This window comes from Achromobacter agilis (genome assembly GCF_900496965.1).
In the GTDB taxonomy this organism is placed as follows: Bacteria; Pseudomonadota; Gammaproteobacteria; order Burkholderiales; family Burkholderiaceae_B; genus Achromobacter; species Achromobacter agilis.
The window spans coordinates 88,709-115,180 of sequence record NZ_UFQB01000006.1; the positions used below are offsets into that span (position 1 = coordinate 88,709).

The 26,472-nt window shown below is 61.5% G+C and carries 25 protein-coding genes; 14 read left to right on the forward strand and 11 right to left on the reverse strand.

Annotated elements, in window-relative coordinates; genetic code table 11:
• Positions 1 to 124: 124 nt before the first annotated feature.
• From AGI3411_RS09335 to AGI3411_RS09345, 3 genes are all read left to right on the forward strand, one after another.
• Positions 125 to 1,312 (forward strand): MFS transporter, encoded by a 1,188-nt coding sequence (locus tag AGI3411_RS09335; RefSeq protein WP_129527100.1) that lies wholly within the window; start codon positions 125 to 127, stop codon positions 1,310 to 1,312.
• Positions 1,313 to 1,449: 137 nt separating this feature from the next.
• Positions 1,450 to 2,871 carry an MFS transporter gene (locus tag AGI3411_RS09340; RefSeq protein WP_129527101.1) on the forward strand — a complete coding sequence of 474 codons (1,422 nt, stop codon included), beginning with the start codon at positions 1,450 to 1,452 and terminating at the stop codon, positions 2,869 to 2,871.
• A gap of 126 nt (positions 2,872 to 2,997) precedes the next feature.
• A complete protein-coding gene (locus AGI3411_RS09345; protein ID WP_244240301.1) occupies positions 2,998 to 3,135 on the forward strand; it encodes a hypothetical protein in 138 nt (45 codons plus the stop codon).
• Positions 3,136 to 3,202: 67 nt separating this feature from the next.
• Here the strand turns inward: AGI3411_RS09345 and AGI3411_RS09350 are convergent, their stop codons facing one another.
• On the reverse strand, positions 3,203 to 4,102 hold the full coding sequence (locus tag AGI3411_RS09350; protein WP_129527102.1) for a GNAT family N-acetyltransferase: 900 nt from the start codon (positions 4,100 to 4,102) through the stop codon (positions 3,203 to 3,205).
• A 230-nt stretch (positions 4,103 to 4,332) separates the two neighbouring features.
• Here AGI3411_RS09350 and AGI3411_RS09355 point away from each other — a divergent pair, with 230 nt between their 5' ends.
• Positions 4,333 to 6,003: a methyl-accepting chemotaxis protein gene (locus tag AGI3411_RS09355; protein WP_129527103.1), complete on the forward strand. Its 1,671-nt coding sequence runs from the start codon at positions 4,333 to 4,335 to the stop codon at positions 6,001 to 6,003.
• A 126-nt stretch (positions 6,004 to 6,129) separates the two neighbouring features.
• Here AGI3411_RS09355 and AGI3411_RS09360 read toward each other — a convergent pair whose 3' ends face one another.
• From AGI3411_RS09360 to AGI3411_RS09385, 6 genes are all read right to left on the reverse strand, one after another.
• Positions 6,130 to 6,780: a phytanoyl-CoA dioxygenase family protein gene (locus AGI3411_RS09360; RefSeq protein ID WP_244240302.1), complete on the reverse strand. Its 651-nt coding sequence runs from the start codon at positions 6,778 to 6,780 to the stop codon at positions 6,130 to 6,132.
• 464 nt (positions 6,781 to 7,244) lie between these two features.
• The gene (locus AGI3411_RS09365) at positions 7,245 to 7,853 is read right to left on the reverse strand and encodes a hypothetical protein (RefSeq protein WP_129527105.1); all 609 of its coding nucleotides are present in this window, start codon (positions 7,851 to 7,853) and stop codon (positions 7,245 to 7,247) included.
• A gap of 165 nt (positions 7,854 to 8,018) precedes the next feature.
• Complete coding sequence (locus AGI3411_RS09370) at positions 8,019 to 9,074, reverse strand: RNA methyltransferase (RefSeq protein ID WP_129527106.1); 1,056 nt, start codon at positions 9,072 to 9,074, stop codon at positions 8,019 to 8,021.
• A gap of 124 nt (positions 9,075 to 9,198) precedes the next feature.
• A complete protein-coding gene (locus tag AGI3411_RS09375) occupies positions 9,199 to 10,407 on the reverse strand; it encodes a GGDEF domain-containing protein (protein ID WP_129527107.1) in 1,209 nt (402 codons plus the stop codon).
• Positions 10,408 to 11,291: 884 nt separating this feature from the next.
• Positions 11,292 to 11,894 (reverse strand): beta/alpha barrel domain-containing protein, encoded by a 603-nt coding sequence (locus tag AGI3411_RS09380; RefSeq protein ID WP_129527108.1) that lies wholly within the window; start codon positions 11,892 to 11,894, stop codon positions 11,292 to 11,294.
• 112 nt (positions 11,895 to 12,006) lie between these two features.
• The gene (locus AGI3411_RS09385; RefSeq protein ID WP_129527109.1) at positions 12,007 to 12,966 is read right to left on the reverse strand and encodes a LysR family transcriptional regulator; all 960 of its coding nucleotides are present in this window, start codon (positions 12,964 to 12,966) and stop codon (positions 12,007 to 12,009) included.
• A gap of 157 nt (positions 12,967 to 13,123) precedes the next feature.
• Here AGI3411_RS09385 and AGI3411_RS09390 point away from each other — a divergent pair, with 157 nt between their 5' ends.
• The 3 genes from AGI3411_RS09390 (at position 13,124) to AGI3411_RS09400 (ending at position 15,809) form a co-directional block, all read left to right on the forward strand.
• The gene (locus AGI3411_RS09390; RefSeq protein ID WP_129527110.1) at positions 13,124 to 14,059 is read left to right on the forward strand and encodes an alpha/beta hydrolase; all 936 of its coding nucleotides are present in this window, start codon (positions 13,124 to 13,126) and stop codon (positions 14,057 to 14,059) included.
• 140 nt (positions 14,060 to 14,199) lie between these two features.
• Positions 14,200 to 15,033: an MBL fold metallo-hydrolase gene (locus tag AGI3411_RS09395; protein WP_165359121.1), complete on the forward strand. Its 834-nt coding sequence runs from the start codon at positions 14,200 to 14,202 to the stop codon at positions 15,031 to 15,033.
• A gap of 140 nt (positions 15,034 to 15,173) precedes the next feature.
• Positions 15,174 to 15,809 carry an SDR family oxidoreductase gene (locus AGI3411_RS09400; RefSeq protein WP_129527112.1) on the forward strand — a complete coding sequence of 212 codons (636 nt, stop codon included), beginning with the start codon at positions 15,174 to 15,176 and terminating at the stop codon, positions 15,807 to 15,809.
• 241 nt (positions 15,810 to 16,050) lie between these two features.
• Here the strand turns inward: AGI3411_RS09400 and AGI3411_RS09405 are convergent, their stop codons facing one another.
• Positions 16,051 to 17,415, reverse strand: coding sequence for an ATP-binding protein (locus tag AGI3411_RS09405; protein ID WP_129527113.1), 1,365 nt, complete (start codon positions 17,413 to 17,415; stop codon positions 16,051 to 16,053).
• Positions 17,412 to 18,083: a response regulator gene (locus AGI3411_RS09410; RefSeq protein ID WP_129527114.1), complete on the reverse strand. Its 672-nt coding sequence runs from the start codon at positions 18,081 to 18,083 to the stop codon at positions 17,412 to 17,414. The genes AGI3411_RS09405 and AGI3411_RS09410 overlap by 4 nt, the downstream gene beginning before the upstream one ends.
• A gap of 229 nt (positions 18,084 to 18,312) precedes the next feature.
• Here AGI3411_RS09410 and AGI3411_RS09415 point away from each other — a divergent pair, with 229 nt between their 5' ends.
• From AGI3411_RS09415 to AGI3411_RS09445, 7 genes are all read left to right on the forward strand, one after another.
• Complete coding sequence (locus AGI3411_RS09415; RefSeq protein ID WP_244240303.1) at positions 18,313 to 18,837, forward strand: thermostable hemolysin; 525 nt, start codon at positions 18,313 to 18,315, stop codon at positions 18,835 to 18,837.
• Positions 18,834 to 20,327: an AMP-binding protein gene (locus AGI3411_RS09420; RefSeq protein ID WP_129527115.1), complete on the forward strand. Its 1,494-nt coding sequence runs from the start codon at positions 18,834 to 18,836 to the stop codon at positions 20,325 to 20,327. The genes AGI3411_RS09415 and AGI3411_RS09420 overlap by 4 nt, the downstream gene beginning before the upstream one ends.
• On the forward strand, positions 20,324 to 20,995 hold the full coding sequence (locus AGI3411_RS09425) for an iron-containing redox enzyme family protein (protein ID WP_129527116.1): 672 nt from the start codon (positions 20,324 to 20,326) through the stop codon (positions 20,993 to 20,995). The genes AGI3411_RS09420 and AGI3411_RS09425 overlap by 4 nt, the downstream gene beginning before the upstream one ends.
• The gene (locus AGI3411_RS09430) at positions 20,992 to 21,807 is read left to right on the forward strand and encodes an SDR family oxidoreductase (protein WP_129527117.1); all 816 of its coding nucleotides are present in this window, start codon (positions 20,992 to 20,994) and stop codon (positions 21,805 to 21,807) included. The genes AGI3411_RS09425 and AGI3411_RS09430 overlap by 4 nt, the downstream gene beginning before the upstream one ends.
• A complete protein-coding gene (locus tag AGI3411_RS09435; protein ID WP_425265329.1) occupies positions 21,804 to 22,463 on the forward strand; it encodes a tetratricopeptide repeat protein in 660 nt (219 codons plus the stop codon). The genes AGI3411_RS09430 and AGI3411_RS09435 overlap by 4 nt, the downstream gene beginning before the upstream one ends.
• A gap of 472 nt (positions 22,464 to 22,935) precedes the next feature.
• Positions 22,936 to 23,448, forward strand: coding sequence for a hypothetical protein (locus tag AGI3411_RS09440; protein ID WP_129527118.1), 513 nt, complete (start codon positions 22,936 to 22,938; stop codon positions 23,446 to 23,448).
• Positions 23,449 to 23,541: 93 nt separating this feature from the next.
• Positions 23,542 to 23,988, forward strand: a complete 447-nt coding sequence (locus tag AGI3411_RS09445; protein WP_129527119.1) for a universal stress protein — start codon at positions 23,542 to 23,544, stop codon at positions 23,986 to 23,988.
• Positions 23,989 to 24,022: 34 nt separating this feature from the next.
• On the opposite strand, the gene AGI3411_RS09450 is transcribed toward AGI3411_RS09445, so the two are convergent.
• Positions 24,023 to 25,819 carry an adenosylcobalamin-dependent ribonucleoside-diphosphate reductase gene (locus AGI3411_RS09450; RefSeq protein WP_341867907.1) on the reverse strand — a complete coding sequence of 599 codons (1,797 nt, stop codon included), beginning with the start codon at positions 25,817 to 25,819 and terminating at the stop codon, positions 24,023 to 24,025.
• A gap of 15 nt (positions 25,820 to 25,834) precedes the next feature.
• Positions 25,835 to 26,293: a universal stress protein gene (locus tag AGI3411_RS09455; protein ID WP_129527121.1), complete on the reverse strand. Its 459-nt coding sequence runs from the start codon at positions 26,291 to 26,293 to the stop codon at positions 25,835 to 25,837.
• Positions 26,294 to 26,472: the final 179 nt, after the last annotated feature.

Here is a 26,472-nt window from a genome sequence, read left to right on the forward strand (position 1 = left end):
ATCCGGCGCCGTTTCGGCCGCCCCGGAACAAAGGGGGTATCGTGTCGCTTAATAACCTTCACTTATTAACTAATTATCGGGGTATGCCTTGTCTTCCGTCGCGCCAGCATCAGCCAGCGGTTCCATGCAAGAACTCTCGTCGCGCGACCAGCGCGGAAACATCGCGCGGCTGACCATCGCCCAGGCGCTGGCCGGAGCGAACTCCGTGGTGGTCTACGCCACCGGGGCGATCGTCGGAGACATGCTGGCCCCGGACAAGGCGCTGGCCACCTTGCCCATTTCCATCTTCGTGGTGGGCATGGCGGCCTGCATCATGCCGGTGGGCGCCATCGCGCGCCGCTACGGCAGGCGAGCGGCCTTCCTGGCCGGGACCGGCTGCGGCGTGCTGGTGGGATTGCTGGCGGCAGCGGCCATCGTGTCGAGTTCGTTCTGGCTCTTCTGCCTGGCGACTTTCTTCGGCGGCGCGTATGCGGCCGTGGTGCTCTCGTTCCGGTTCGCGGCGGCGGACGGCGTTTCGCCCGCGCTGCGGCCGCGCGCGCTTTCCTTCGTGATGGGCGGTGGCGTCGTGGCGGGCGTGGTGGGGCCGCAGCTGGTCACGCACACCATGTATCTGTGGCAGCCGCATATGTTCGCCGCCACGTTCCTTATGCAGGCGGTGGTCGCCGCGCTGTCGGCGCTCGTCCTGATGGGCGTCCGGCTGCCGTCGCCAACGCCAGCGGAAGTCGCGATGGGCCGTCCGTTGTCCGTCATCGCGCGCCAGCCCTTGTTCATCACGGCCGTCATCTGCGGCGCCGTCTCCTACATGCTGATGAACTTCCTCATGACGGCGGCGCCGCTCGCGATGCACATTTGCGGCCATTCCCAAGAGAACGCCAACCTGGGCCTGCAGTGGCACGTCATCGCCATGTACGCGCCCAGCTTCTTCACCGGGCGGCTTATCGTGCGCTTCGGCGCCGGCCGCATCGTGGCGGCGGGCCTGCTGCTCACCGGGCTATCCGCGGCCGTCGGCCTCACCGGGGTCGACGTCGCCAGCTTCTGGCTGACGCTGGTCCTGCTGGGAGTCGGCTGGAACTTCGGTTTCGTGGGGGCTTCCGCGCTGGTGCTGGAATGCCATCGCCCGGAAGAAAAAACCCGGGTGCAGTCCCTTAACGATTTCGTCGTCTTCGGCACGATGGCAGTGGGCTCGTTCGCATCCGGGGGGCTGTTGGCCGCCTACGATTGGGACACCGTGCTGTGGGTGTCCTTCGTGCCGCTGGCCCTGGCGGTCGTGGTGCTGGCCACGGCGGCTTCGCGCGCACGGCAGCGCGCCTGAGTGAATTATCAAAGGGATTTCTTGACGAAATAATCGCGCCTCCATAATAATCAAAGAATATTCTTGTTTTATTTGGATGGCGCGTCCTCCTGTCCAGGACAACGGCGCGCATGGGCTTTGTGTCGTCTGGAGATCGCATGTCTGCACAGGAAGGAAGTTGGGGAGGCCTGCTCTCCGGCGTGAATCTGGCGCGTTCCGTCGCGTTGGCGGGCGGGGTCGCGCTGCATGCGATCAACATCTACATCGCGACCACGGTGTTGCCGTCGGTGGTCAAGGAAATCGGCGGCCTGGAGCTCTACGCCTGGAACACGACCCTGTTCGTGGTCGCCTCCATCCTGGGATCGGCGTTGACGGCGCGATTGCTGGCGGCCGCGGGCTCGCGCGGCGCCTATGCCGCCGCCACCGCGGTCTTCATCGTGGGCAGCCTGATCTGCGCCCTGGCGCCGAACATGCCCGTAATGCTGTTGGGCCGGGCCTTGCAGGGGCTGGGCGGCGGGTTTCTGTTCGCGCTGTGCTACGCCATGATTTATGCGGTGTTCGAAGCGCGCCTGTGGCCGATGGCGATGGCGCTGATCTCCGGCATGTGGGGCGTGGCGACCTTGCTGGGGCCCGCGGTGGGCGGTGTCTTCGCGCAAATGGATGCCTGGCGGGCCGCGTTCGGTTCGCTGGTGCCGATGACACTGTTGTATATGCTGCTGGTGTGGCTGGTGCTGCCCGCGCGCGATCGGGACGACACCGCCGCCGCCAGCAGGCTGCCGCTGATGCAGTTGCTGCTCTTGACGGTGGCCGTATTGGCGGTGAGCGTAGGCAGCATGTCGTCGGCGCCGCTTTGGAACCTCGCCGGCGTGGCCCTGGCCGCCGTGTCGACGCTGCTCTTGGTGCGCAGGGAATTCACCAGCGAAACCCGGCTGTTTCCCCGGAATGCGTTGCGCCTGGATTCTCCGCTGCTGGCCCTGTATCTCACGATCGGGTTGCTGGTGGTCGGCATGACCAGCGAAACCTTCGTGCCGTACTTCCTGCAGGTCCTGCATGCGCAGACGCCGCTGGTATCCGGCTACCTGGCCGCCTTGATGGCGGCGGGATGGACGGTATCGGAAATCTGGAGTTCGGGGTGGAAACACGAGAACGTGCGCCGCGCCATCGCCAATGGCCCGGTGCTGGTCCTGGCAGGCATGGTGGTGCTGGCGTTCAGCACCCCATTGCATGCGCAGGGCGATTGGACGGTGCTGGGGTTCATTGGCTTGGGGCTGGCCCTGGTGGGCTTCGGCATCGGGCTGGGCTGGCCCCACCTGCTGACCCGGATTTTGCAGGTAGCCCCCAGCGGCGATCAGGACGCCGCCGCCACCTCGATCACCACGGTGCAGCTGTTCGCCACGGCCCTGGGCTCGGCGTTGGCCGGCATGCTTGCCAACCTGGGCGGCCTGAACGTGCCGGGCGGCATCGAGGGCACGTCGAACGCCGCGTGGTGGGTCTTCGCGGTGCTGGCCGTTGCGCCGCTGCTCGCCATTAGCGCAGCCGTCCGCGTTGCTGCGGCGCTGAAACGGGAAAGCGCCTGCTAGCCTCGCGCATTCTCTTCGACGCGGCATCGGAATGTCCGATGCAACGATCGGACATTCCTGCTGGCGCCCGAAAGCGGGCCGCGCCAAGATCGCTCACTCCAAATACGGTTTTCAAGGAAGATGAGCATGCGCAACAGTCTCGCAGGGCAACGGGTCGTGGTCGTCGGCGGCAGCTCGGGCATGGGCCTGGCGGTGTGCGCGCAGCTGATGCGCAAGCGCTGCGAGGTGCTGATCGTGGGCCGGTCACGCGCGACAAGCTCGTGACGTCGGGCATCGCGGCCTATCGGGGCAGACGGCCAGGTGCCACCGAGTTTACGTCAACGGGATCGTTTCACATGAAGCCGGGGTTGCGCGGAAGATAGCGCGTCCAGTCGCCGCAGTCGTGTGTGGACATCAGCACCATCGGCAGCGTGAACTGCATGCCTTCGCCAGCGGCGATGGCCAATGCTTCGCTTGTGCCGGGGACGAATACAGAGATCTGCCTGGCCTCTCCTGCGGCGGCGATGGCCAATGCCGCCCTGAATGCGCTGGGCATCGCATGCGTATGCATCACCGCCAGCGGACCGATGTGGCCCGTTGCCGCGATGTATGCGTAGCCGATGCGCTCGCCTCCATCGTCCAGGAAAACTCCTTTTGTCCCGGCATTGCCCAGCAGGTACCGGTGATGCTTTTCGCGCGAAACCCCCAAGGCCGCGATATCGAATGTCTGCAGCGCTTCGAGATCCGCGGCCGTCGCCTGGATGGGCGTCGCATCTAGCGTTGTGCCCCGTACGTGACGCGCCAGCGGTTCACGCTCGGCGCAGCACAAATGGATCGGGACGCGGGGCAGCAGGCCGTGCCGCGCATACAGCCCCTGGGACTCGACGTTGAAGGCGAAGGTGATCAGGCATTTTTCGGTCGCGCCGGCCAGGCTGGCATGTGCGATGGTGCGACGCAGCAGCTCATGGCCGATACCCTGCCGCTGCCGGCCGGGGGCAACGAACAGTTCCGCCAGGAACCAGAGCCGGCCGCATACCCAGCTCAGGGCAAAGCCAGCCATCTCGCCATCGTCCTCGGCTACCCACACGCCGCGCGGGTCGTCCCGAAGGCAAAACGCCTGGAAATCCGGCGGCCGTGCGGTGGCGATGGATCCGAAACCGCAGCGAACCGTCAGATCATTGATGCTGCGGGCAACCAGTTCTTGAGCGCGCGCCAACTCTTGAGCACGTGCGGGTCGGACAACGAGGGACATGGGAGCCTCCTCCGTGACGGCGCTTGATGCCTAGCATAAGACCGCGGGACGAGGGCGCCAAGCGTCGTGTCGACGGCCGGTTTATATCGGAAAATTGCAACACATCGAGAAATATTTATTCAACAATGTATGCAATCTGTATAAGATTGGCGACATTCCCATGGTGATCCCATGGTTCGCCGGACCCGGGAAAATGCCCGCTGGCCGTGCCTCACGTCGTGGAGCATCGAATGCGCACCAATCTGCCTGTTACCCAGACCTGTTACGATTTTCCGGCGGATCAGACACTTATTTCGATCACGGATCTGAAAGGGCGCATCACTTATTGCAATGCCAATTTCATCGAGGTCAGCGGCTTTACGCACGCTGAACTGATCGGCCAGCCCCATAATCTGGTGCGCCACCCCGATATGCCGGAAGAACCCTTCCGCGACATGTGGGAAACCATCCAGGCGGGCTTGCCCTGGACGGCCCTGATCAAGAACCGCCGCAAAAATGGCGATTACTACTGGGTGCGCGCCAACGCCACGCCCATGCGCAACGGCAAAAGCATTGTCGGTTACTTGTCCGTGCGCACCCACGCGCCAAAGGACGAAATCGAGGAAGCCGAAGCGTTGTACGCCGACATGCGGCACGACGCTGAGCGCGGCCGCCGTGTGCACGTGCTGCATCACGGCGCCGTGCTGAACAACAGCCTGTTCGGGCGTCTCGGCCGCCTGTTCTCCTTTGGCCTGCGCGGGCACATTATTCTGTCTTCCCTCTGTATGGCTGCGGTGCCGCCGCTGGCGTACTTCATCGGCAAGCCCTATGGCGCGCCGGAGTGGGTGCCGGCCCTGGCGGGCCTGGTCGCCGCCATGCTGGCGGCTCGCCACTTGATCGGCATCGGCGTCAAGCCGATGCGCGAAGTCATTTCTACCGCCAACGTGCTGGCCGCCGGCGATCTCACCCAGCACGTGCGGGTCGACGGCAAGGCCGAAATCGGCCAGCTGAAATTGGCGCTGGCCCAGCTGGCGGTGTCCATGCGCACCGTGGTGCGCGATGTGCGCGAACAGGTCGCCCATTTGCGCGGCGGCGCGCGCGAGATCGCCGGCGGCAACCGCGACATGTCCGCGCGCACGGAATCGCAGGCCAGCAGCCTCGAAGAAACCGCAGCCGCCATCGAGCAGATCAACGGCACCGTGCGGCAGACCACCGGCATGGCCGAGTCGGGCGCCAACATGGCGCGCGAGACGGTCGGCGCCGCGCAGCGCAGCCACGAGGCCGTGCAGAACGTGGTGACGACCATGCACGAGATTTCCCGGGCGTCGCAGCGCATCGGCGACATCATCCAGGTTATCGAAGGCGTGGCATTCCAGACCAACATCCTGGCGCTCAATGCCGCCGTCGAGGCGGCGCGCGCGGGCGAACAGGGCAAGGGCTTCGCCGTGGTCGCCAGCGAAGTGCGCGCGCTGGCCCAGCGCACCACCCAGGCCGCCAAGGAAATCCGCGTGCTCATCGAAGAGTCCGGGCAGCGTGTGCACCTGGGCGAGCAGCGCGCCGACGAGGCAAGTACCCGCATGGACGAGGTGATGGACGCCATCAGCCGCGTGACGGATTCGCTGGAACACATCAACAACGCCAGCCAGGAGCAATCCTCGGGCATCGGCCAGGTCAACACGGCCATCTCCCAACTCGACCAAATCACGCAGCAGAACGTTTCCATGGTCGAGCGCCTGGCGACCGCCGCCGGGTCGCTGAATGACCAGGTCAGCATGGTGCACGACACCATTCGCGTCTTCCGCCTGACCGACCAGGATACGTCCTTGGCCGAGGTCGACGCGGTCGCGCTGCGCAAGCAGAAGCGCGCAATCCAGGAGCAACCGGGCACGAAGCGGGCAGGGCTGGCCTTGATCGCCGCCTGAACGGGAGCGCGCGGCAGGGCAGCCAGCTTCTCGCACCCTCTCTCGGCTGGAACTGGACTCTATCTACACAACCGTAGCAGCGCCAAAGCGGTTTCACACAGCCTCGACCCAACGCAGACTACGCCCTTATCTGTTTGCGCGCAGGCCGAAACGGGTCGTCGCCATCATCCTGATACGGTTGGTGGAATTGATGGACGGGGTGTGCAGCACGCGCATGTCCATCAAAAAAACATCGCCAGCCCGTCCTGACATCTCGATGATCTCCGTGTTGGACGCGCTGAGAGCGGCTTCGAGATCGGCTGGCGTTTTCAACGATCCACGAAGCTCGCCAGCCATCTCACCCGCCACGCGATGCGAACGGGCCAGCGCCAAAGTCGCGCCTCCGTGCAAACCAACGTCGTCGACCAGATAGAACGCCTGGATGCCGGGGATCTCACCGCCCGATTTCGCAGCCAGGTCAACGTGCCAGTTCAGGTTGCCCAAAGACCATGGCCCTTGATGCGGCAGGGAAAGCAAGGGTTGCGTACCTTGGCTGGATTGCGGGGTTCTGCCGGTAAGGTCAGCGATTGCACTGCGAATTTCTGCCGTGTTCAGCGTTTCGTCCAGATTCGCAATCTTCACCATCGAGGATAGCTTTGAGATCTGTTGAAACGGCGCCAAATCGTTTAGTGAACTGCCAAGACTTTTGCCGCCGGCCCAGACCTTGAGCCGGGATAGCTCTCGCAGAATGCTCTCCCTGAGCGGCTTCAGACGGTTCCTGGAATGAACGCGGTCCAAGCGCAAGTACCCTTCGTTATGAAAGAAGTCGAGCTCTGATTGCTTGAAAGTTATACCGGCCATGTTCGAGAGTTTCGGTATAGCGGCGTTTGGCCGGAAGCGGCCACCGGGCACAAGCGCGTTCCACCACCCGGCCCATGCACGGGCCCAGGCTGTCGAGTCATTCTAAACACGCTTGTCGCGTCGTGTACCGACATCCGTGTACTGACATCCGCTAGGCAATGGTATCCGGACCAGGAACCTTTCCGAGGGGCGGAGGCGCAACCGCTTGGAAGGTCAGCCGGCGGCGTCGGGATCGCAAGAACTGTCTGCTCGCGGCAAGAACCCGTTGTTGCTCGCCTGCCGCCAATACCATTCCTTGGGACCAAGGGCGGACAGGGGGGCGATCAAACCCACTGCAAAAGGGGATGAGAGGGGGGGCTGGGGCGCCCGATAAGCCGCGCCCCGTGCCCGATCGGCGTCATTCAGTCCCGCCGGCCAAACAGCATTGTCAATCCGAACAGCGCTCCCAGCCCGCCGACGATGGCCAGCGACATCGATGCTTCGCGCAAGCTCAGCGCCATGATCGCCGAACCCACCCCCAGAATGGTGATCAACAAGCCCACCAGGCGCCCGCCGGTGGAACCATAGAAATGCGTGCGGCGCGCTGTCTGCGTACCGGCGGGCTGGCGCTGTTGCCACGCCGCCAACGCCTGCTCGAACTCGCGCAACAGACGTTCACGCCTGGGCAGGTCCACCGCGCTGATCAGCAACGTCGGCAGCCCGGGGCGGACCAGTTTGAGATAATCGTCCACGCACCAGCTGGACAGCTGGGCGAAGGGAATGGGAGCGCGGCGCGAAAACTCCAGCCCCTCGGGCGTCACCTTGACGGCATTGCGCGTGGGAAAGCCCTTGAACGCCACCAGCGGCGGCACGAGCAACCCCAGCACCGCCAGCACGGCCGCCAGGCCCATCGGCCCGCGGTTGAACACGACCAGCATGAAACTACCCGCGGCCAAGGCGAAGGCCAACGGCACCGATAACTGGTGCCATCGGGTATAGACCGACGTCTGGATCCCTTCGTTGCTAGTCATGTTTGAGCCAATTGCGCATCGACTTCCTCGGGGAGGATACACGAGTCTTTGGGGCGAACGGCTTCGCTCTGCGCGATTGCCTTCAAGATGGATGTACGTTGCGGGGATCGGCCTTTACCGTGTTCTCGAAAAGGTTGCTCCCGGCTGTGGGTGGATAGTCGTGCCCTAGGCGGCTTCCGGCTTTGCAGTGCGCTTGCGGCGCAGTTCGACCACCTGCCCTGCGCCAACGGCGCGAGCGCGCAACTGGCCACAGCCGCCGTCCACATCCTGCCCGGCGCTATTCCTTACCTTGGCCAGCACTCCACGGCCGTGCAGATAGCGCACGATCTCGCGTATACGCTCGGAATCGGGGCGCTGGTAGTCATTCCCTTCGAGGCTATTGAAGGGAATGACGTTGAGCACGCCGTACTTTCCTTTGAGCAGACGCGCGACAGCATCGAGTTCGTCGTCGCCGTCGTTGATGCCCTTGAGCAGCGTCCATTGATACTGGATCGGATAGTTGGTGTCGCGAGCGTATCGCTCGCCAAGTTCGATCAGCTCTTCCGGCGAAATTTTCGGCGCGCGCGGCAGCAGGTGTTCGCGCAGTTCGGCTTTGGTTGTGTGTAGCGATAGCGCCAGCGCGGGCTTGATGCGTTGTCGCGGCAGGGCTTCGAACACACGCAGGTCGCCCACGGTGGAGAACACGAGATTCTTGTGGCCGATATTGCCTTCGGTGCCGAGCAGGTCGATGGCTTCGAGCACGTTGTCGAGGTTGTGCGCCGGTTCACCCATGCCCATGAAGACGACTTTCTTCACCGCGCGCAGACGCCGCGCCAGCACGACTTGGGCGAGGATTTCCATGCTCGTGACCTGGCGGATCAGACCGCTCTTGCCAGTCATGCAGAAGCGGCAGCCGACCGCGCAGCCGACCTGGGTGGATACGCAGAGCCCGTCGCGCGGCAACAGCACGCTTTCCACCATCTGCCCGTCGGCGAGCTCGACGAGCAAGCGCGAGCCATCGCTGCCGGCGTGTTCGGAGTGGATGCGGGTAAGGCCGTCCAGTTCTGCCGTCAAAGCGGGTACGGCGTCGCGTAGCGCGAGAGGCAGAAAATGCTGGGAGCTCCGCCGTCGAGTGCCGGCGTCGAGCGCTTGCCCTTTCAGCCAGACGCGCACGACCCGGCCCCGATGAACGGGCAGGGCGCCGAGAGCGGCGAGGCGTTGGTCGAAGTCGGAAAAGCGCATGGGAGGCGGATTTTACTCTGCCCCCGGGAACGGGCTGTCGGAGAGTGGTCTTGTAGCCGCATCAAAGAACGTGGCCGCGTGCCGGAGCAGAGGATGGCTGCCGCCGCGCCGCGGCCCTTCACGTTTATGCACAACTTTTTTTTCTGCCCACCTTGTCGCTGAACGTGGAGAGGTTATGTACGGTGTCGATTGTCGCTTCACCCGAAACCGTGCAGTTCCGCCCTCGTCGCTTCGCCGCGTAAAGCAAGTCGTCTGCGCGCTTTAACGCGCTGGCGAAAGGTTCGCCCGCTTGTTCCAGGGTCACCCCCATGCTGGCCGTGAAACGCGAATTGGGAGCGTGCGGGGCCCAACGCTGAGCGACGAAATTTGCGCGGATCTCCTCGGCGATTGCGGTCGCGCTCTCCAGATCTGCTCCGGGCAGCAGCAACAGGAATTCTTCTCCTCCAAGCCGAGCAGCGAAAATGCGCGCGTCCGCGTCTGGCCGAAGCAGGGCGCCAAATCGCGCCAGCACCATGTCGCCAAACGCGTGGCCGAAAACATCGTTAATGTGTTTGAAATTGTCGATATCGGCCATGATCACCCCGGTCGGCGTCGCCCCGTTCGAGAAGGGGCTGCCGGAATCGGAGGCGAGAAGACTATCGAGCCCCTGCCGGTTCAGCAGGCCCGTCAACGCGTCTGTATGGGCCTGGCGACGATACTTCTCTATGGCGTCGTAGCTCGTCGCTATGAAGACCGCGAAGGTCAGAACGATGCTCCCAAGTAGCCCGGTGTATTGGACCAAGGTCCCCCAGACGGAGACTCTCCATTCTCCCATTGCGAGAGGAGGTGTCGGGGCGGAAATATACAAGACGCATTGACCTGTCAACACTAGGGCAATGAAGAGAAACGCGGCGGTGAGCACCTTGTCTGACGTAGTTGCGACCTGTCTTGCAAAGGAAAACGTGGCCCGCCAGATCACTAGCGCGCAACAGGCCTGGACGAAAAACGTTTCCAGTTTTGCGCTGGAAAACAGCGCGACCGAGACAATTACCATTGCCGTCGAGGCCAGCAGGACCGCAATATCAATGTGGCAAGAGGTCTGTCTGCGGCGACGGCTCAGCAGCGCGCGACAGGCCAAAATGACGCCGCCCAGAATGAAAGCGTCCTCGACCGCTTGTTTATAGGGGGATAGATCGCTCGCCTGCACGAGCATGATGGCGTAGCCAGTGCCCAGGCAGCCAAGGGCATAGCCCCAGCGGAGTGTGTTGAAGCCAGCGAAGCGTGCTGCGCACAGTCCGATGGAGCACAACAGGATCGCCGCGGGCACAGACCATTCAAGCAGGGTTGCAGGCATAAACAGGCGAGTAAATGGAGCTGGGCGGTGCAGGCGCGGAGGCTATTTGCCGATTCAAAGGAGCCTGCCAAGCCGAGGTGCCACGTTGTCTAGAGTTCGGCGCGCAGCCTGCGTGGCACGATGCGTGTTGGAAAATACTACGATGTGTCGCAATGTATCGCCAGGGTTCAAAAGTCAAGGATTGTCAAGCGAGGCTGGAAGAGATGCGAGCGCGAACTGCGCTATCAAAATGTTCGCTCCTGGCCAGGAGCGGGCGCTGGCCACAAGCGTCTCCGTGCCATCAATACAAAATACGGCGTTTTCTGCGCTGACAATTTCCAACTCACAGCCCAGTGCATCGCGGCGTACATGTCTCTTTTACAGTGCCCGTACGGGTATGTCGCAAATCCGCGGGCCAAGGCTGTTGCGCCGATTCAATCGCGCTTATCGCGAAGTTCGCCCTGCAGGCCGTCCGTCTGCGTAGAAGAGAAGACGATGTCCGATCAATAGCTGGTCTTGCCCACCAAAGCCGAAAGGCGAACTTCAACCAAAAAGGCGCACTTTATTCCTGCCGCTCAGGGATTGAGCAGCAGGAATAAAGTGCGCCTTTTCGATCGTAGGAGGCGTGCCGATTTGTTGAGAGCTTGAAGTTCGCCTTTTTGACGGCGCCGTCCGATCCATGCGGCATGTCGGCCGGCGACTTGCTTGGCCTCGACTATGTTCGTTCTCGGCCAGCGCCCGACCTTCGCGATTGGCGCCGCATCGACATTCGAACGGCAACTCCGTCGCGGAAGGCGCCAATCGTGTCTGGCCGCTCTCGACTCATTGCTGCCTTCGGAATTGCAATGATCAATGTCCACTTTGCTCACTTGTGCTGGCAACTGACAGCCGTGGACGTCAATGTGCTACCGGCTCGGGACATTAGTAGGTTTACGATCTACCTCTATTGTTGGAATCCAACCTGGCGCGGCCTCTATAGCTTGCCACAAGCCCTCGGGAAGCAACAGCTCCTTGCGCTCACTTAGGTCCAATTCCTGGCGAATCTGCGCGCCACATCCTGATTCAGCTAGTGCCATCCAGTCAGGATTCATCACCAGTCCTTTGCCCACTGCAATGAGGGATAGGCCCAGGCCCAACGCGGCCTGGGCCTGCGCGGCTGTGCGCAGCATGCCCGCCGCCAGAACAGGCACTCGCTCATCTACGTGTGCAATGATGTGCTCCACGGTGAGGCGAGTATCGGCACCCAGAGGCCGAGCTCCCAAAACGTCATTGAGCGATACATGCAGGTAGTCGATGTTTTCGGCGATCAGCCCATCCACCAGGGCGCAGATATCCGGCATGCGGTAGCCACCATCCTCGCGCTCCTCGGGCGAAATCCGATAGCCCAGCGCAAAAGGCCTCTTCGTGTGATTCGCGATCACGCGGTTGCGTAGAGTCAGACCGTTGTGGAAGGCAAAGGGCCGAAACAGATCGGTGTATTCAGAAGTCATGTAGAAGGCTTGGCGCAAGACTGGCGCCAGTCAAAGTCTCAAGACCTCCAAATTGAGGCCGGAGTGTCAGAGAACCAAGGCTTTCAAACTACACAAAAGTATTCAATCCAGATTGACAAAGACCCGGAAATTACCGCTCAGGCTTCCCTCTGCTTGCTGGAAGGCGGCTGCCGATGGCGGGCATAATGCTTTCGCGCTTCTCAACCAGGAAATCGATCACGGCGCGTACCTTGGCGGGCATCTGTGCCCGAGTCGGCGCATAGATATAGAAGCCCGCGAAGGGCTTGCTCCATGTGCTCAGCACGCGCACCAGGGCACCGGTCTCCAGATGTTGCTGCACGGCAATGTCGATGTGCTGCATTAGTCCAGCACCTTGCAACGCGGCACGGATCATGCCGTCGTCGTCGTTAGTGATGATGCGGCCCTGAGGCTCCACCATGAAGGTGTGTCCGCCCGCCTCGGGCGAGGTGAACTCCCAGCCATGGATTGCACCGCCGGCCTGTCTGAAACGCAGGCAGTTGTGTCGAGGCAGGTCGGCCGGTGTGGCGGGCACGCCATATTGTTCGAAGTATGCGGGCGTGGCCACGACGGCCATTTCCAGCGCCGGCGAAATCGGCACCGCCACCATGTGTTCGGCCAGGCTCTCGCCTATGCGTATGCCCGCATCGCAGCCTTCAGCCACGATGTTGGCCAGCGCGTCGTCCATGACTAGTTCCAGTTGGAGCTTGGGGTGGCGTGTACAGAACTCCTGCAGATGGGGCTCCAGCAGAGTTTTGGCCGCCACGCGCGAGGTGTTCACACGCACCAGCCCGGAGGGCTCGTCGCGCATGTCGTGCATGGAGCGCACCGTGCGCTCCACGGCGATCAATGCCGGATACCACACGTCATAGAGACGCTGGCCTTCTTCGGTAAGCGACATGTCCCGCGTCGTGCGGTATAGCAGTTTGACGTTTAAGCGGCGCTCCAGCGCCTTCACGTTCTGCGACAAATTGGCGCGCGAGACCCCCATCTCGGCCGCCGCCTTGGTGAAGCTGCGGTGGTGCGCCACGTGGGCGAACCAGGCCAGGGAGGGAAGCAGTGACGGGTCCATACGGCACTCATTGTCAATTTGAAAATACTACTGTAGTTCGGATTGAGGGCTATGGCTAACCAAATGTAGGGCGTACAGTGCGTCCATCGGGCTTGGGTGTACCACCTAAAGAGAAGTGGCCCGCCAAATCCTACTCAGCGGCCACAAGGAGCGCATCATGCAAAGCGTCAAGATCAAGCACACCTACTGGGACATTGCGGCGGACCTGTACTTCCCGCCGGATTTCGACAAAAGCAGGAAGTACCCGGCGATCATCAGTGCCCATCCTATAGGAAGCTGCAAGGAGCAGACCTCGGGCAATGTCTACGGCGAGGCCCTGGCCAAGGAAGGTTTCGTCGTCATCGCCTTCGATGCCAGCTTCCAGGGCGCCAGCGGCGGCGAACCGCGTTTTACCGAAGATCCCACGCTGCGCGTCGAGGACTTTCGCGTGGTGTGCGACTACCTGGTATCGCTGCCCTATGTGGACGAAGAACGCATCGGCGTGCTGGGCATTTGTGGAGGCGGCGGCTATTCCATCAATGCCGCCATGACCGAGCGCCGGATCAAGGCGGTGGGCACCGTCACGGGTGCCAACTATGGCCGCCTGATGCGCGAAGGCTTCAGCGGCTTCGACCCGATCGGTGCGCTGGAGGCCATGGCCAAGCAGCGCACGGCAGAGGCCCGAGGGGCTGCGCTGCGCGTGGACGACCTGCTGCCGCCATCGCCCGAGGCTGCCAAGGAAGCGGGTATCAAGGAAATTGACGTGCTGGGCGCCACCGAGTACTACCGCAGCGATCGTGGCCGCGCGCCCAACGGCTTGAACCGCGCGCTGTTCTCGCACCAGGCCGCCGCCATCGGCTGGGACGCCTTCCACCTCTGCGAGACTTTGCTGACGCAGCCGCTGATGGTGGTGGTGGGCGATCAGGTCGGGGCCTTTGGCGCCTACCGCGACGGCTGCGAGATCATCGGCCGCGCCGCCTCGAAGAAGAAGGAACTTGTGGTTGTCGAAGGCTGGTCGCACTACGACCTCTATGACAAACCAGAACCTCGGGGCCAAGCGCTGGCCAAGCTGATTCCTTTTTACAAAGAAAACTTGTCAATCGCGAATCAGTGATCTGCTGATCCATCACTGGGAAGTGGCTGGTTTGAATCTCTCATTTCATTAGGAAAATCCATATGGCACTCAAAGTTGTGCGCACGCGGATCGGTGATGCCGAAGTGATTCAGATCGTCTAGGCCGAGATTGGCCAGTACTTGGGTAAGCTGCTGCCGGACACGGCGCTGGCCGAAAACATACGCTCGATAGGTTGGCTCAAGCTCCCCTATCGCAATGACGATTTCAGTCTGAACGCTATTTCCCAGTGTTTCATTATCAAGACCGAATCACGCATCTTCGTTGTCGATACCTGCATAGGTAATGACAAACGTGTACCTGGAGTTGATGCCTGGGACCACATGCAGACCGATTTTCTTGAAACGCTGGCGGATGCCCAAGTCGATCGGCATTCCGTGACAGACGTCATTTGTACCCATCTTCATGTGGACCATGTGGGATGGAACACTTACCTCAGCAACGGGCGATGGCTTCCCACCTTTCCAAACGCGAATTACCACTTTTCCCAGGTGGACTACCTGGAATACCACTCGGCGATCGATCAGGGTAAGGCGGATGAACTTCTTGCCGCATGGATCGCCGAATCCATCCAGCCCGTCTTCGAAGCCGGCCTTGTGAAGCTCATTGAGCCTGACGTGGACCTAGGTGACGGCATTTCCGTAATTTCCACGCCGGTCCACACCAACGGGCACATCGCCATCGAGTTCCGGACAGGTCAGGAGCACTTCATCATCGCTGGCGATTCGTTTCATCATCCATGCCAGATTGCCAGACCGCAGTGGGCTACCGTAGCGGACTTCAGCCAGGCGCAGTCTATCGCTACACGTCAGCGATTGCTATCACACTTGGCGGGAACGAGAACGCTGATCGCGGGATCGCATTTCTGCATTCCTTCCTTTGGCCGGATCATCAAGGCGCAGGAAAACGGCTACGAATTCACGACGGTTAACCCCACGACTGACGTTCAGGCTTGACTCATGGTAGACGAGAACCCAGGCGCTGGAAACATATGAGCGACTCCTGACGGTCTTCGCGGCTTTCCAATTCCGCAGTTCTAGTGCCTCGAGCGGACATCCGGTCCGCGAGGCGTATTCATACACAAGGAATCATGTCCATGACAAAAGTACTGATCCTGGGCGCCAGCGGCCAGATTGCTCGTTGGGTCGTACAGATGCTGGGTGAACACAAGGATATAGCTCAGACGCTGCTCGTGCGCGATCCCAGGAAGCTGACCAGCACCGAGCCCGCCAACGCCAGAATCGCTATCGGCGATGTGATGGACAAGAAGCTGCTACCTCAACTCATGGAAGGGCAGGACGTGGTCTATGCCAATCTCGCTGGCGACATAGACGCGCAGACCGCGCACATTCTGGCGGTGATGAAGTCCAAGAACGTCAAGCGACTGATCTTCGTGAACTCGCTGGGCATCTACGACGAAGTGCCAGGTCAGTTCGGCGAGTGGAATCGTCAGGAGATCGGCCAGTACCTGGCCCCGTACCGTAGGTCAGCGGATCTGATCGAAGCCTCTGATGTGAACTACACCGTCCTGCGGGCCGCGTGGCTCCAAGACGAGGACGAAGTCGACTACGAGATCACTGGCCGGGACGAGCTTTTCAAGGGCACCGAAGTGTCGCGCAAGAGTGTGGCATCGTTGGCGACAAAGTTAATTGAGTCTCCCGATACCTTGGTAAGGGCCAACGTGGGCGTGAACAAGCCCAATACTGACAGCGACAAACCTGCATTCGTTTAATTTGACGTAGTCACTCCAAGCCGTCCGGCATTTTTCCTGCCATAGCGAGAAGTGGTAGGCTGCAAACCGCTTCCTGAGCGGACGATCCGCGGAGCTTCATCGAAGCCCATTTCTGGCCGAAAGCGGCCGCGTGCGCGATACACGTCGACTACCTAGAGTTGGCTTAACCTCCGACTTGCAACCTACGACGACCTGGATGTTATGGAACGAAAACTGGCCGCGATGGCAGAATTTGGTGATACTAGCCAGTGGCCGCACGGCATAACGTCACGCGCAACCCAGGGCCGAGATCGCTGGCGTCTTTGCGCATCGCGAAAGTGATATTCAGCCCATGCGTATGGGCGATGCGGCGCGCGATGGATACCCCCAGACCGCTACCTGCCTCCTCATTTCCGGCGGCCCGCAGAAACCTATCCCCCAGGCGAGGCAGCAGTTCGGGTGAGACACCCGGCCCTTGATCATCGACCGTGATGAGCGAGGGTGAGAACGACAAACGCACCCGGCCATGCCGCGGGCCATAACGGATCGCATTGTCCAGGATGTTCTTCAGCATAATGACCAGAGCGTCTTTGTCCCCGGCCATGGGCATAGGCAGCTGACCCGGCGCCGGCCATTCCACGGCAATGTCGACATCCCGTCGGTTGGCGATCCAAAGACAATCGCTCACCGCCTGCTCCGCCGCGGAGCGCCAATCCACGGACCCGCCGAAGTCGGTGTGATCGGCGTTGTCCAGGCGGGCCATCGTCAGTAACTGTGACACCAGGCGGTCGAGGCGTTCCATTCCTCGGGTAACGCTTGCCTGCGCTTGGCGCAGCTCGTCCGGGTCATGCGTGCGTTGCATGACGTCCCACTGCGCGCGAACGGCAGCCAGCGGCGTGCGCAGTTCATGGGCGGCATCCGCCGTCAGTCGTCGCTCTTGCTCGATCAGCGTTCCGACTCGGGCCAATAATCCGTTCATTGCAGCCATCAGCGGTTTGAGTTCGCCTGGGACGTCGGATACCGGTAACGGCGTGGCGTCGTCCGGGCTGCGCCGCTCCAGCGCGGCGGACAGCCTGCGAATCGGGTGCATCGCCTTGCGCACGGCGTAGATCAGCAGCGCGATCAGTACCGGCAGTCCCAACAGCCACGGCAGAATTTGACCAGCGACGTAGGCAATGACCAAATCGTTGCGTTCACCGATGCGCTGTCCGACGGCCACCCGAGTGTGGCCGGACGGATCGTTCAGGTAGACGAGCCGCCACGGTTCACCGTTGACAACACTATCGGCGAACCCTTCGCGGTCGCCGTCACGGGGAAACTGGATGGCTTCGGGGTCCAACACCAGCGGAGCGCCAGAGCCGCGCCAAATGGCCACCGACAGATCGCCGAGGCCCGCGTCGCCCGAATCCGCCGACGACGGCAATTGCGCAGGCGTCGGTTGCGCCGCGTCAGAAGGGGGGATCAGTGTGGAGATGGCAAGGGTCTGCTGGGCCAGCCGGACCATGTCAGTGTCGTAGAGTTCGTTGATTTCATGCGCGGCGCGCCAATACGTGCCGCCAATGGTGATCAACCAAGCGATGGGCGCTGCCAGCAATACGGCAACGATAAGCCTGCGCTGCAGTGTCATGAGTCGCCTTCCACCTGGCCCAAGGCGTAACCCGAACCGCGCACTGTGCGCACGATCTTGGGATGGATCTTCTTGCGCAGGTGATGGACGAAAACCTCCAACGCATTGCTCTCGAGCTCGGCATCCCAGTCATAAAGCTTGTCGCGAATGAAGTCTCGCGTGAGCACGCGGTTTGGGTGCGTGAGGAAGAGCTCGAGCAGCAGGGCTTCCCGTGTCGTGAGGTCGACCTTCTGGCCTTTCCAATGCACTTCGTGCAAGGCCGGATGGTATTCAAGGTCGCCGTGACGCCAGACGGGCTCGGGCTTGCCTGCCACGCGTCGCGTCACGGCCCGGAGGCGGGCCGCCAGCTCGTCCAGGGTGATGGGCTTGATGAGGTAGTCGTCGGCGCCCGCATCCAACCCCGCAATACGGCTCGCGACGGCTTCGCGCGCTGTCAGGATGACAACCGGCACGGTGCGCCCGGCATGGCGCCAGCGGTTGAGTAACGTTACGCCGTCTTCACCGGGCAGGCCAAGATCGAGCACGACGGCATCGTAATGCACGACGCCCATCGCTTGGTCGCCTTCCCTGCTGTTGGGAAACCAATCCACGGCATAGCCCAATAGCCGCAGGCCGGATTTAAGGCCATCGCCGATGAGTGGGTCGTCTTCAATGATGAGAATTCTCATTTATCGCCTTCTCGCCGTGTATGGCTGAGATTACCACCGCGCTGCTGGTTAATTTCTCATTAAGGTTCGATGCCTAAGCTGCGCTCCATCGTATCGAGAAAACGTTCTCCCCAGTATGGAAGCCGGCATGCCGCAAAAAAAAAGTTTCACGTCGTCCCCTTGGGCGGCGATGGCCCCACGGCCTCGGGATCTGCCTGCAACGCTGCATATCCATCCCATGGAGGATCCCATGCGCGCGCGCATCGAATCCTACATTCACCAACGGTACCAGCAGCGTTTCGGCGCCACGCTGAAAGAGTGGCTGCCTACCCTGGTAAGCGTGCAGAAAGACGGGGAAATCCTGGCGGCGGCAGGCTATCGCAGCGCGGATGATCCGCTGTTCCTGGAGCGGTATCTGGCCGCGCCGATCGAGCAGTACTTGAGTGATCAGGGTGCGCGTGTGGCGCGCCGCCTCATCGTCGAGGCCGGGCAGTTCGCCGCCGCCCGGCCGGGCGGCGGCAGGTTGCTTGTGCCTCTGCTCGCCCAGCATCTGCAGGGCGAGGGGTTCGACTGGGCGGTGAGCACGCTCACCATTGAGTTGCACCATCTGTTCAGCAGGATGGGGTTGGCCCATCAGCCGATTTCGGCCGCCACATCGAGTCATTTGAACGAGCAGGAGCGCATGGACTGGGGAAGCTATTACGAGCATGCGCCGACGGTGTTCGCTGGGAGGCTCAGTGTCATTCTTGATCGTCTGCCGGAGACGCGCTCATGAACGCATTCGACTTTTTTACCCTGTTGCGAGAGCCGGTGCGCTCGCGCGCGCTGGCGGTGCAGTCGTCGGCCGAGTCGCTGGACTATGCCACGCTGCTGCAAAGGGTGGAGAGACTAACCAGTGCGTTGACGGCACATCGTGCAAGCGTGGTCGCTTCGTTGATGGATAACGGCCCTGAATGGATCGTCCTGGATCTGGCCTGCCTGCAGGCCGACGTGGTTCATGTGCCGTTGCCACTGTTTTTCACGCCTGGGCAGTGGCGTGAAACGCTGGACGCGGCGGGCGTGAACATCGTCGTCGGGCCGACCACGCTGCAATCCATGCTGCAGGCATTCGGTTTTGAGGTTGCGGCGCAATGGCCTGGGCAGGCCGCCATGTTCTGGCGAAGTGCCGCAAGTGTGTCGTTGCCCAGGGGCACGGCGAAGATCACCTTCACCTCCGGATCGACGGGTAGCCCCAAAGGCGTGTGCCTGGGCGCCGCCGAGATGCTGGCGGTGGCGGACAGCCTGGCTGCAGCCACGCGACGCCTTGATATCCGTCGTCACCTCACGGCGCTGCCACTGCCGGTTCTGCTTGAGAACATCGCCGGCGTCTATGCGCCGCTGATCGAGGGCGCCACGATTTGCGCGAACCCCTTGAAAGATGTCGGACTCCACGGGTCATCGCGATTTGATCCGGCTGCTTTCCACAACGCGCTCCTTGCATCGGGCGCGCAGAGTGTCATTGTCCTGCCGCAGATGCTGCGCGCCTATATGGGCTGGCTGGCGGCGACAGCGGCCACGGGACCTGACACGTTGCGCTTTGTCGCAGTGGGCGGCGCGGCGGTAGGGGCTGACCTGCTGGAAAGTGCCCGCGCAAGCGGGGTTCCCGCCTATGAAGGCTATGGTCTGTCCGAAGCCTGCTCCGTGCAAACCTTGAACCTGCCCGGCGCGGACTGCCCCGGCTCGGCGGGCCGGCCATTGCCTCATGCGTGTGTGCGCGTGGCTGCCGACGGCGAAATCGAGGTAGCCGGCACTCATGCATTGGGGTACCTGGGCCAACCTGCCACTCCTTCGGCATGGCTGCCGACGGGCGATATGGGCGGCGTGGACGAAGCCGGGTTTCTCCATATCCGTGGGCGCAAGAAGAATGTGCTGATCACGGGATACGGACGAAATGTGTCGCCCGAATGGGTCGAACTTCGGCTGGCGAACCAGCGCGTCATTACCCAAGCTGTCGTATTGGGTGAAGGCCAGGCGGAATTAGGCGCGGTGATCTGGCCGTTGGGCGATCCGAACGACAGCGATATCCAGGCTTGTATCGACGAGGCCAACAATGGCTTGCCCGACTACGCCCGGATCGGACCCTGGATGCGCGCCCGCGCCGAATTCTCTTCGACGAGCGGCCTGGCGACGGTCAATGGGCGCCCGCGCCGCGAGGCAGTTGCCAAGCTGCATTTCGATCTCTTTTTCGCGGATTTCCGCTCAACAGAAGATGTAGACCCATCATGACTTTTTTCGAACAGTTGCTTGATCAGACCCGCGAAGCCCGCGAGTCGCTGTTGGCCGCGCCTATCATCCAGGACTGTCTACGCGGCCAAGTTGCGCTGCCCGCATACATAGCATTCCTGCGCGAGGCCTATAACCATGTCAGCCATACCGTGCCTCTGATGCAAGCCTGTCGTGCGCGCATGCCCGCTCGCCTGCACTGGATGCAGGAGGCGATTGACGAATACATCGAGGAAGAAACCGGGCACGACGCCTGGATACTCAATGACTTGCGCGCATTGGGAGTGGATACGGAAGAGGTCCGCCGCGCTGGCCCTGGCGCGGCCACCGAGATCATGGTGGCCTATGCCTATGACACCATTGCCCGCAAGAACCCGATTGGATTCTTCGGTATGGTGCATGTGCTTGAAGGCACCAGCGTCACGCTGGCCTTAAATGCCGCCGACCAGATCCAGCGCGCGTTGGCGCTGCCCTCGACCGCCTTCAGTTATCTGCGGTCTCACGGAACGCTCGACCAGGAGCACACCGCGCACTTCGCCGAGCTGATGAATTGTCTGGAGGGCGCCGACGACCGCGCTGCGGTGTGTCACGCCGCAAACATGTTCTACGGACTCTATGGCGAGATCTTCCGTGCATTGCCGCGCAGCCTGCCAAGCGGGGAGGCCGCATGAGCCCACGTGATGCCTCTGTCGTTTTGACGGGCGCCGCAGGCGGCTTGGGCAGCGCAATCGCGCGCAGACTATTCGAAGAAGGTGCATGTCTGCTGCTGGTTGGACGCAGCGAAGCTCCACTTCTGACGCTGGCGCGGTCGCTGAGCGTCGGGGCACGCGACCGCTCACGCGTGGACGCACTGGTGGTGGACGTGACCACCGATGCGGGCCGCGCCGCTGTCATCGATGCCGCCGGCGCGAGAAACGCAAACGTGCTGATCAACAACGCGGCGGTTGCCGCGTTCGGGCCGGCGCAGGCCCTGCAATCCGAAGCGGCGCGCCGCCTGATGGAAACGAACGTCGTGGCGCCCATGATGCTGACGGCGGGAATGTTGCCGATGCTGCTGACTCGACCGCGCGCCCAAGTGCTCAATATCGGATCCACCTTGGGAAGTCTTGGCGTGCCAGGATTTTCCGCCTATGCCGCGAGCAAGGCCGCGCTGCGGATCTACTCCGAGGCCTTGCGGCGAGAGCTTGCGGACTCTTGTGTGCGAGTGCAGTACTACGCGCCCCGGGCCATTGACACGCCGTTCAATTCCCCAGAGGTCCAGGCGTTCAATGAAGAGACGCATTCCGCCAGTGATAGCCCGGAGAAGATTGCGCAGGGCGTATCGCGCCTGCTGCAGAGCGGATCGACTCAACGCTACGCAGGCGGTTTCGAAGCGATCGCGGCGCGATTGAATGGCCTTTTTCCTGAATGGTTGGATGGCGCGTTTGCGAAGCACCGCCGCGCGTTGAAGTCTTTAAAGTTCCCTAATGGAGCCTCGTCATGAAACAGAATCTTGGTTTGCGTAATGCGGCCGCTGGTGCGCTGGCGGGCATGGCGTGCTTTTTCTCCACGTTCGCTGTGGCGGCCCCCACTGATCTCGACCAGGGCATACGTGTGCTGCAAAATGAGTGGGCGGTTATTCAGTACAAGACCCCCGCCCATGAGCGGGTGCAGCGGTTCGAGGCCTTGTCTAAAGATGCTCACGACCTGACCGAGCGTTATCGCAACAAGGCCGAACCGCATATCTGGGAAGGCATCATTCTGAGTTCGTGGGCCGGGGCCAAAGGAGGAATGGGCGCCCTGAGCCTGGCGAAGCAGGCAAAGGCCGAGTACGAAATCGCCATTCAAATTGACAGCAAGGCGTTGGACGGGTCCGCGCTGAACAGTCTGGGCGTGTTGTATTACAAGGTGCCTGGTTGGCCGGTGGGGTTCGGCGATAACAAGAAGGCTGAGGCGTTGCTGACACAGGCGTTGTCCATCAACCCGGATGGAATCGACCCCAATTACTTTTATGCGGACTATCTGGTTTACCGCAATCGCAAGGCCGAAGCGATTCCTTACCTGCAGAAGGCATTGAAAGCCCCACCTCGCCCAGGGCGGGAAGTGGCCGATGATGGTCGTCGAGAGGAAGCCAGAACTCTTCTGAAAGAAGCTCAGTAAGCGGTTGCCGTGGAGTGACTTGACGAGAATCGGCGCGCCTCATCAAGCCGCCACGGCAGCATTGGCTTCCCCAGGGAGACGATGCCCAAAAAAATGCGCCGCCTCCGTCATGCCTGTTTCGGAATTGACGAGCCTCCCGAGCAGCGGCCGTCCAGATGACTAGGTCGTCCTCAGCGCCTTGGACCTTGAACGATTGGGACCGGCGCTGAGCTCGAGATCAACGCACGTTTTCGGCAAGGTCTTGTCTTCAAGAATCCATGGCAGCCACGGGCGGCTGAATCGATCTTCTTCAGACTATCGGAGTATTGAGCACAGGTTCCCTCCTCATGTGCCAGCAACGGTGAGCACAGCGAACCACTGTTGGGTATGTTGACGATTATCAATTTGAAGGATCTGGGTAGATCTATGCTGGCCCCACATTGCCGTTCAGCCCGTTTTGAGCATTGCGACTTGAAACTTGTGGAGATTGATCATGAAGATCCGAAAGATGGGCGTAGTCGCGTTACTTGCCTTGCTGATTCCGATTATGGCACCCGCTGCTTCGCCAACCGACAAACCAGCGCTGTCGCCTGAGGCAGCACCTCTTTCTGACGATGTTGAGAAATTCGATAAGAGGGCGGCGGATGTGAGGGAAAACTTGGAAAAAATGCAGAAACAAATGGACGAGCTACAGAAGGCTAGTGACCCAGCTGAGCGACAGAAGCTCTTGCTCGAGCATCGAGAATTAATGCAGAACACGATGGGTATGATGAGGCAAATGTGGATCGACGGGATGATTGGCTGTTGTGCGCAGGAAGACGGCGGGCATCACCATAGGGGAGGGCCAATGATGGGCTGGCACGCCATGCGAGGAAACTACTTCGACCTAAATCCCGAGCAACTACGGGAACGACAGTACATGCGCGACCAATATATGGGCATGCAACAGCGGATGATGGAGCAAATGCTGCAGCAACAAGTTAACAAAGCCGTCCCGCAAGAATGACCTGAAATATGCGATCGGCAGCGTGGCGGACGAGTGCACGCAGCTGGGTGCGGTCCTGGTTTTGAACAACACGCCAACCTTACGGAAGAAACCATGTACTCGCGCATAATTGTTGCGGTTGACAGCAGCCACGCTTCGAACCGTGCATTGGACGAAGGCGTAAAGATTGCAAAGGCATCAAACGCGACGTTGCGAATTATTCATGTGTTGGATGACTTATCAATCTCGCTCGCTGCCAACCCCTATGCCGGGTACTACACAGGTGAGCTGATCGAAACCATGCGACGGGGCGGCGAGAAGCTTCTGGACCAGGCGCGCGCGCAGGCGACAGCGGCTGGAGTACCCGTTGAAACGATCCTCGTTGATGATCTGGGATTGCCAGTGGAAGAGCGGATAATCGAGGCGGCGCGAGAGTGGTGCGCCGACCTGATCGTCATGGGTACACATGGGCGGCGCGGCGTCAAACGCGCAATGCTCGGCAGTAGCGCTGAAGGGGTGTTAAGAACTTCTCCAGTTCCGGTTTTGCTGGTTCGAGCGTGACCGAGCTCGTCGTCTACGGAGTCCCGTGGCTGCGCTAGCCGCAGGTATCGGGACGACGCGTTGGACATTCAGATGCTGATACGTTGGTCGAAGAGGTCATTACCGCGGCCAAATGCGCATCTGGCCGGAACAGTGTCAGGCCCTTTAACCCCATTTTCCAAGCCAGCATGAACAATTCTTGAGCATCCTCCGTGCGATAATTGCTGGGTACAGGGACGGATTTTGAGATGGCGGCATCTACGAACGGTTGCATGCCCGCCAACATGAGCAGGTGGTCTGTCGGCGCGATATCCGCGCTTTTTCTGAAGTACTCCGGAAGTGGGGAGCCGGGAGGCTGGGAGTGCTTCCAAAGCCGCCATGCATGGTTTTCCACGACCATTTCCGCTGTGTTGTCGTCTGGCAATTGAAGGGAACGGCGATATGTCCAGTCGAAGGCGGGTTCGATGCCGCTGGAACAGCAATCCGCGAAGGCAAGGCTGACGCTGCCGGTAGGTGCGAATGAAACCAGGTGGCTGTTTCGTAAGCCATGCGAAGCAATTGCTTGCCGGACCCCCACAGGGAGTGCGCTGCCGATCGCGTCGGGGGCCAGGTAATCGTTGGGGCGATAAAGGGGGAAAGGTCCTCGTCGCGCAGCCAGCGCGGCAGATGCCGCATAGGCATTGTCGCGAATACAGCGTGCAACGGCTCTTGCCGCCAATCGCCCGGGTTCTCCGTCATAACACAGTTGCATCATGGCGAGCATGTCCGCCAGGCCTGTCACTCCTATTCCGACCCGACGCTTGGAACGCGCTTCCGCGGCTTGGGCGGGAAGCGGCCACTCAGTTAAATCAATCACATTGTCCAGCATGCGTACCTGTGTCCGAACCAATTGACCCAATCGTGTCAAATCCAACGATGGCCTTCCTCCCAGGCCGAACGGGTGTTTGACCAGGCGAGTGAGATTGATCGGACCCAGCACGCAACACCCGTACGCTGGAAGAGGCTGTTCACCACATGGGTTGGTGGCCCGTATGGTTTCGACTGCACGCAGATTGTTCGCCCGATTTATGGTATCGATGTACAGGATACCGGGCTCCGAACTGTGTACTGCCTGCTCGATGATTGCCGTCCAAAGCGCTCGGGCCGACACTTGGCCATACTGCCATAGTCCGTTGGGCCGCCTCACAGCAAACCTGGCAGTACCGCGCGAATCAGGTTGTGCAGGGTGCAGCAAAGGCCATGCGCCGTCTTGCTGGACGGAGGTGAGGAACGCGCCGGTAACCGCGACCGAAATATTGAAAGTCGTCCAGCGCGTCCGGCCATGTTTCGCACGCACGAATTCGAAGATGTCGGGGTGGTTGCAGGCGAGCACGGCCATCTGCGCGCCTCGTCTACTTCCTTGAAACGCCAGGCGGGCGCAGGCCGAATCGTACCTGTCAATGGCTGGGCAGACCGCGGGCGTGGAACCATAGGCCATGGGGTCTGCCGACGATGGCGGCAGCGCCGAAAAGTCATAGCCGACTCCGCCGCCCATGGCGAGTGTCTTGCAGGCTTCATCCAGACCCGCCTCGAAGGACAGGCCGGGTGCGCCGACGCCTACCGGTTGCACAAAACAGTTGACCATGGTCGCGTGGATGTCCCGGCCGGCGTTGGCCATAATGCGGCCGGCGCCGATCGCGCCCAGCGTCATGTTCCGCAGAAAGGCTTGCGCGATGGCGGCGCGCTGCTCTGCAGGCTCGGCCTTGGACAAGGCGCGAGCGATCCGCCAGTAGATCTGCCTCGCCGAGACCTCGTCCGGCCCGGCATAACGGTCGGCCATCACTCGCGCACAGATTTCCTGCGGAAAGCGCACAGGAGCCCCTGGGGCCTACGCGCCGCCTTCGGGGGCGCGCACCAGCAGCACAGGTACGGCGGCGCCGCGCATGATGCCCTCGGCGCTGCTTCCCAGCACCAGGCGGCTCGGTCCCCGGCGTCCATGCGTGCCGATGACGATCAAGTCCGCCTTCCACGACAAGGCTTCGTCCAGCACCCTTTGTTTAACGGTCCTGTCGAGGTTTTCATATAGCACCGTGTCTGCTTCCACCTCCGCTGCCTTGGCTTTCTCCAGCGCGGCTTCGAGCACCTTTGCGCCGTTCTTTCGAACCAGGTCCAGCAGCTCGCCCGCGCGGTAGCTGTACGCGTCGGCCGTAAAGGCGAACGAGAGTTCATCGATGACATGAATCAAGCGTAGGCGGGCGCGCGTGGCCCGCGCGATTCGTATGGCTTCCTTCAGGCCCAGCTCGGACGTCGGACCGCCGTCTATGGGCACAAGAATTTTCTGATACATGCTGGAGCTCCGCGTAGTGGGGGGGACGATACTCAGTATCGGAGGGGGCGCGCCTGGGATATTGACCGTTGTCAAGAATGGCGCGAGGCGAGGCGTCTTAAGCCGGGACGGGCAGCCGCCGCGGTTTGGCCCCCATATTTGCATGACAAAAATCAACGAGAGCCCGCGGGCAAGGATCA

Bases quoted from the DNA above. Each gene is read 5' to 3' on its own strand.
- AGI3411_RS09445 (WP_129527119.1), top strand. From the start codon at position 23,542: ATGTACTCGCGCATAATTGTTGCGGTTGACAGCAGCCACGCTTCGAAC.
- AGI3411_RS09335 (WP_129527100.1), top strand. From the start codon at position 125: ATGCAAGAACTCTCGTCGCGCGACCAGCGCGGAAACATCGCGCGGCTG.
- AGI3411_RS09420 (WP_129527115.1), top strand. From the start codon at position 18,834: ATGAACGCATTCGACTTTTTTACCCTGTTGCGAGAGCCGGTGCGCTCG.
- AGI3411_RS09365 (WP_129527105.1), bottom strand. From the start codon at position 7,853: ATGACTAGCAACGAAGGGATCCAGACGTCGGTCTATACCCGATGGCAC.
- AGI3411_RS09440 (WP_129527118.1), top strand. From the start codon at position 22,936: ATGAAGATCCGAAAGATGGGCGTAGTCGCGTTACTTGCCTTGCTGATT.
- AGI3411_RS09340 (WP_129527101.1), top strand. From the start codon at position 1,450: ATGTCTGCACAGGAAGGAAGTTGGGGAGGCCTGCTCTCCGGCGTGAAT.
- AGI3411_RS09455 (WP_129527121.1), bottom strand. From the start codon at position 26,293: ATGTATCAGAAAATTCTTGTGCCCATAGACGGCGGTCCGACGTCCGAG.
- AGI3411_RS09435 (WP_425265329.1), top strand. From the start codon at position 21,804: ATGAAACAGAATCTTGGTTTGCGTAATGCGGCCGCTGGTGCGCTGGCG.
- AGI3411_RS09345 (WP_244240301.1), top strand. From the start codon at position 2,998: ATGCGCAACAGTCTCGCAGGGCAACGGGTCGTGGTCGTCGGCGGCAGC.
- AGI3411_RS09370 (WP_129527106.1), bottom strand. From the start codon at position 9,074: ATGCGCTTTTCCGACTTCGACCAACGCCTCGCCGCTCTCGGCGCCCTG.
- AGI3411_RS09390 (WP_129527110.1), top strand. From the start codon at position 13,124: ATGCAAAGCGTCAAGATCAAGCACACCTACTGGGACATTGCGGCGGAC.
- AGI3411_RS09415 (WP_244240303.1), top strand. From the start codon at position 18,313: ATGCGCGCGCGCATCGAATCCTACATTCACCAACGGTACCAGCAGCGT.
- AGI3411_RS09405 (WP_129527113.1), bottom strand. From the start codon at position 17,415: ATGACACTGCAGCGCAGGCTTATCGTTGCCGTATTGCTGGCAGCGCCC.
- AGI3411_RS09425 (WP_129527116.1), top strand. From the start codon at position 20,324: ATGACTTTTTTCGAACAGTTGCTTGATCAGACCCGCGAAGCCCGCGAG.
- AGI3411_RS09410 (WP_129527114.1), bottom strand. From the start codon at position 18,083: ATGAGAATTCTCATCATTGAAGACGACCCACTCATCGGCGATGGCCTT.
- AGI3411_RS09430 (WP_129527117.1), top strand. From the start codon at position 20,992: ATGAGCCCACGTGATGCCTCTGTCGTTTTGACGGGCGCCGCAGGCGGC.
- AGI3411_RS09350 (WP_129527102.1), bottom strand. From the start codon at position 4,102: ATGTCCCTCGTTGTCCGACCCGCACGTGCTCAAGAGTTGGCGCGCGCT.
- AGI3411_RS09375 (WP_129527107.1), bottom strand. From the start codon at position 10,407: ATGCCTGCAACCCTGCTTGAATGGTCTGTGCCCGCGGCGATCCTGTTG.
- AGI3411_RS09400 (WP_129527112.1), top strand. From the start codon at position 15,174: ATGACAAAAGTACTGATCCTGGGCGCCAGCGGCCAGATTGCTCGTTGG.
- AGI3411_RS09385 (WP_129527109.1), bottom strand. From the start codon at position 12,966: ATGGACCCGTCACTGCTTCCCTCCCTGGCCTGGTTCGCCCACGTGGCG.
- AGI3411_RS09355 (WP_129527103.1), top strand. From the start codon at position 4,333: ATGCGCACCAATCTGCCTGTTACCCAGACCTGTTACGATTTTCCGGCG.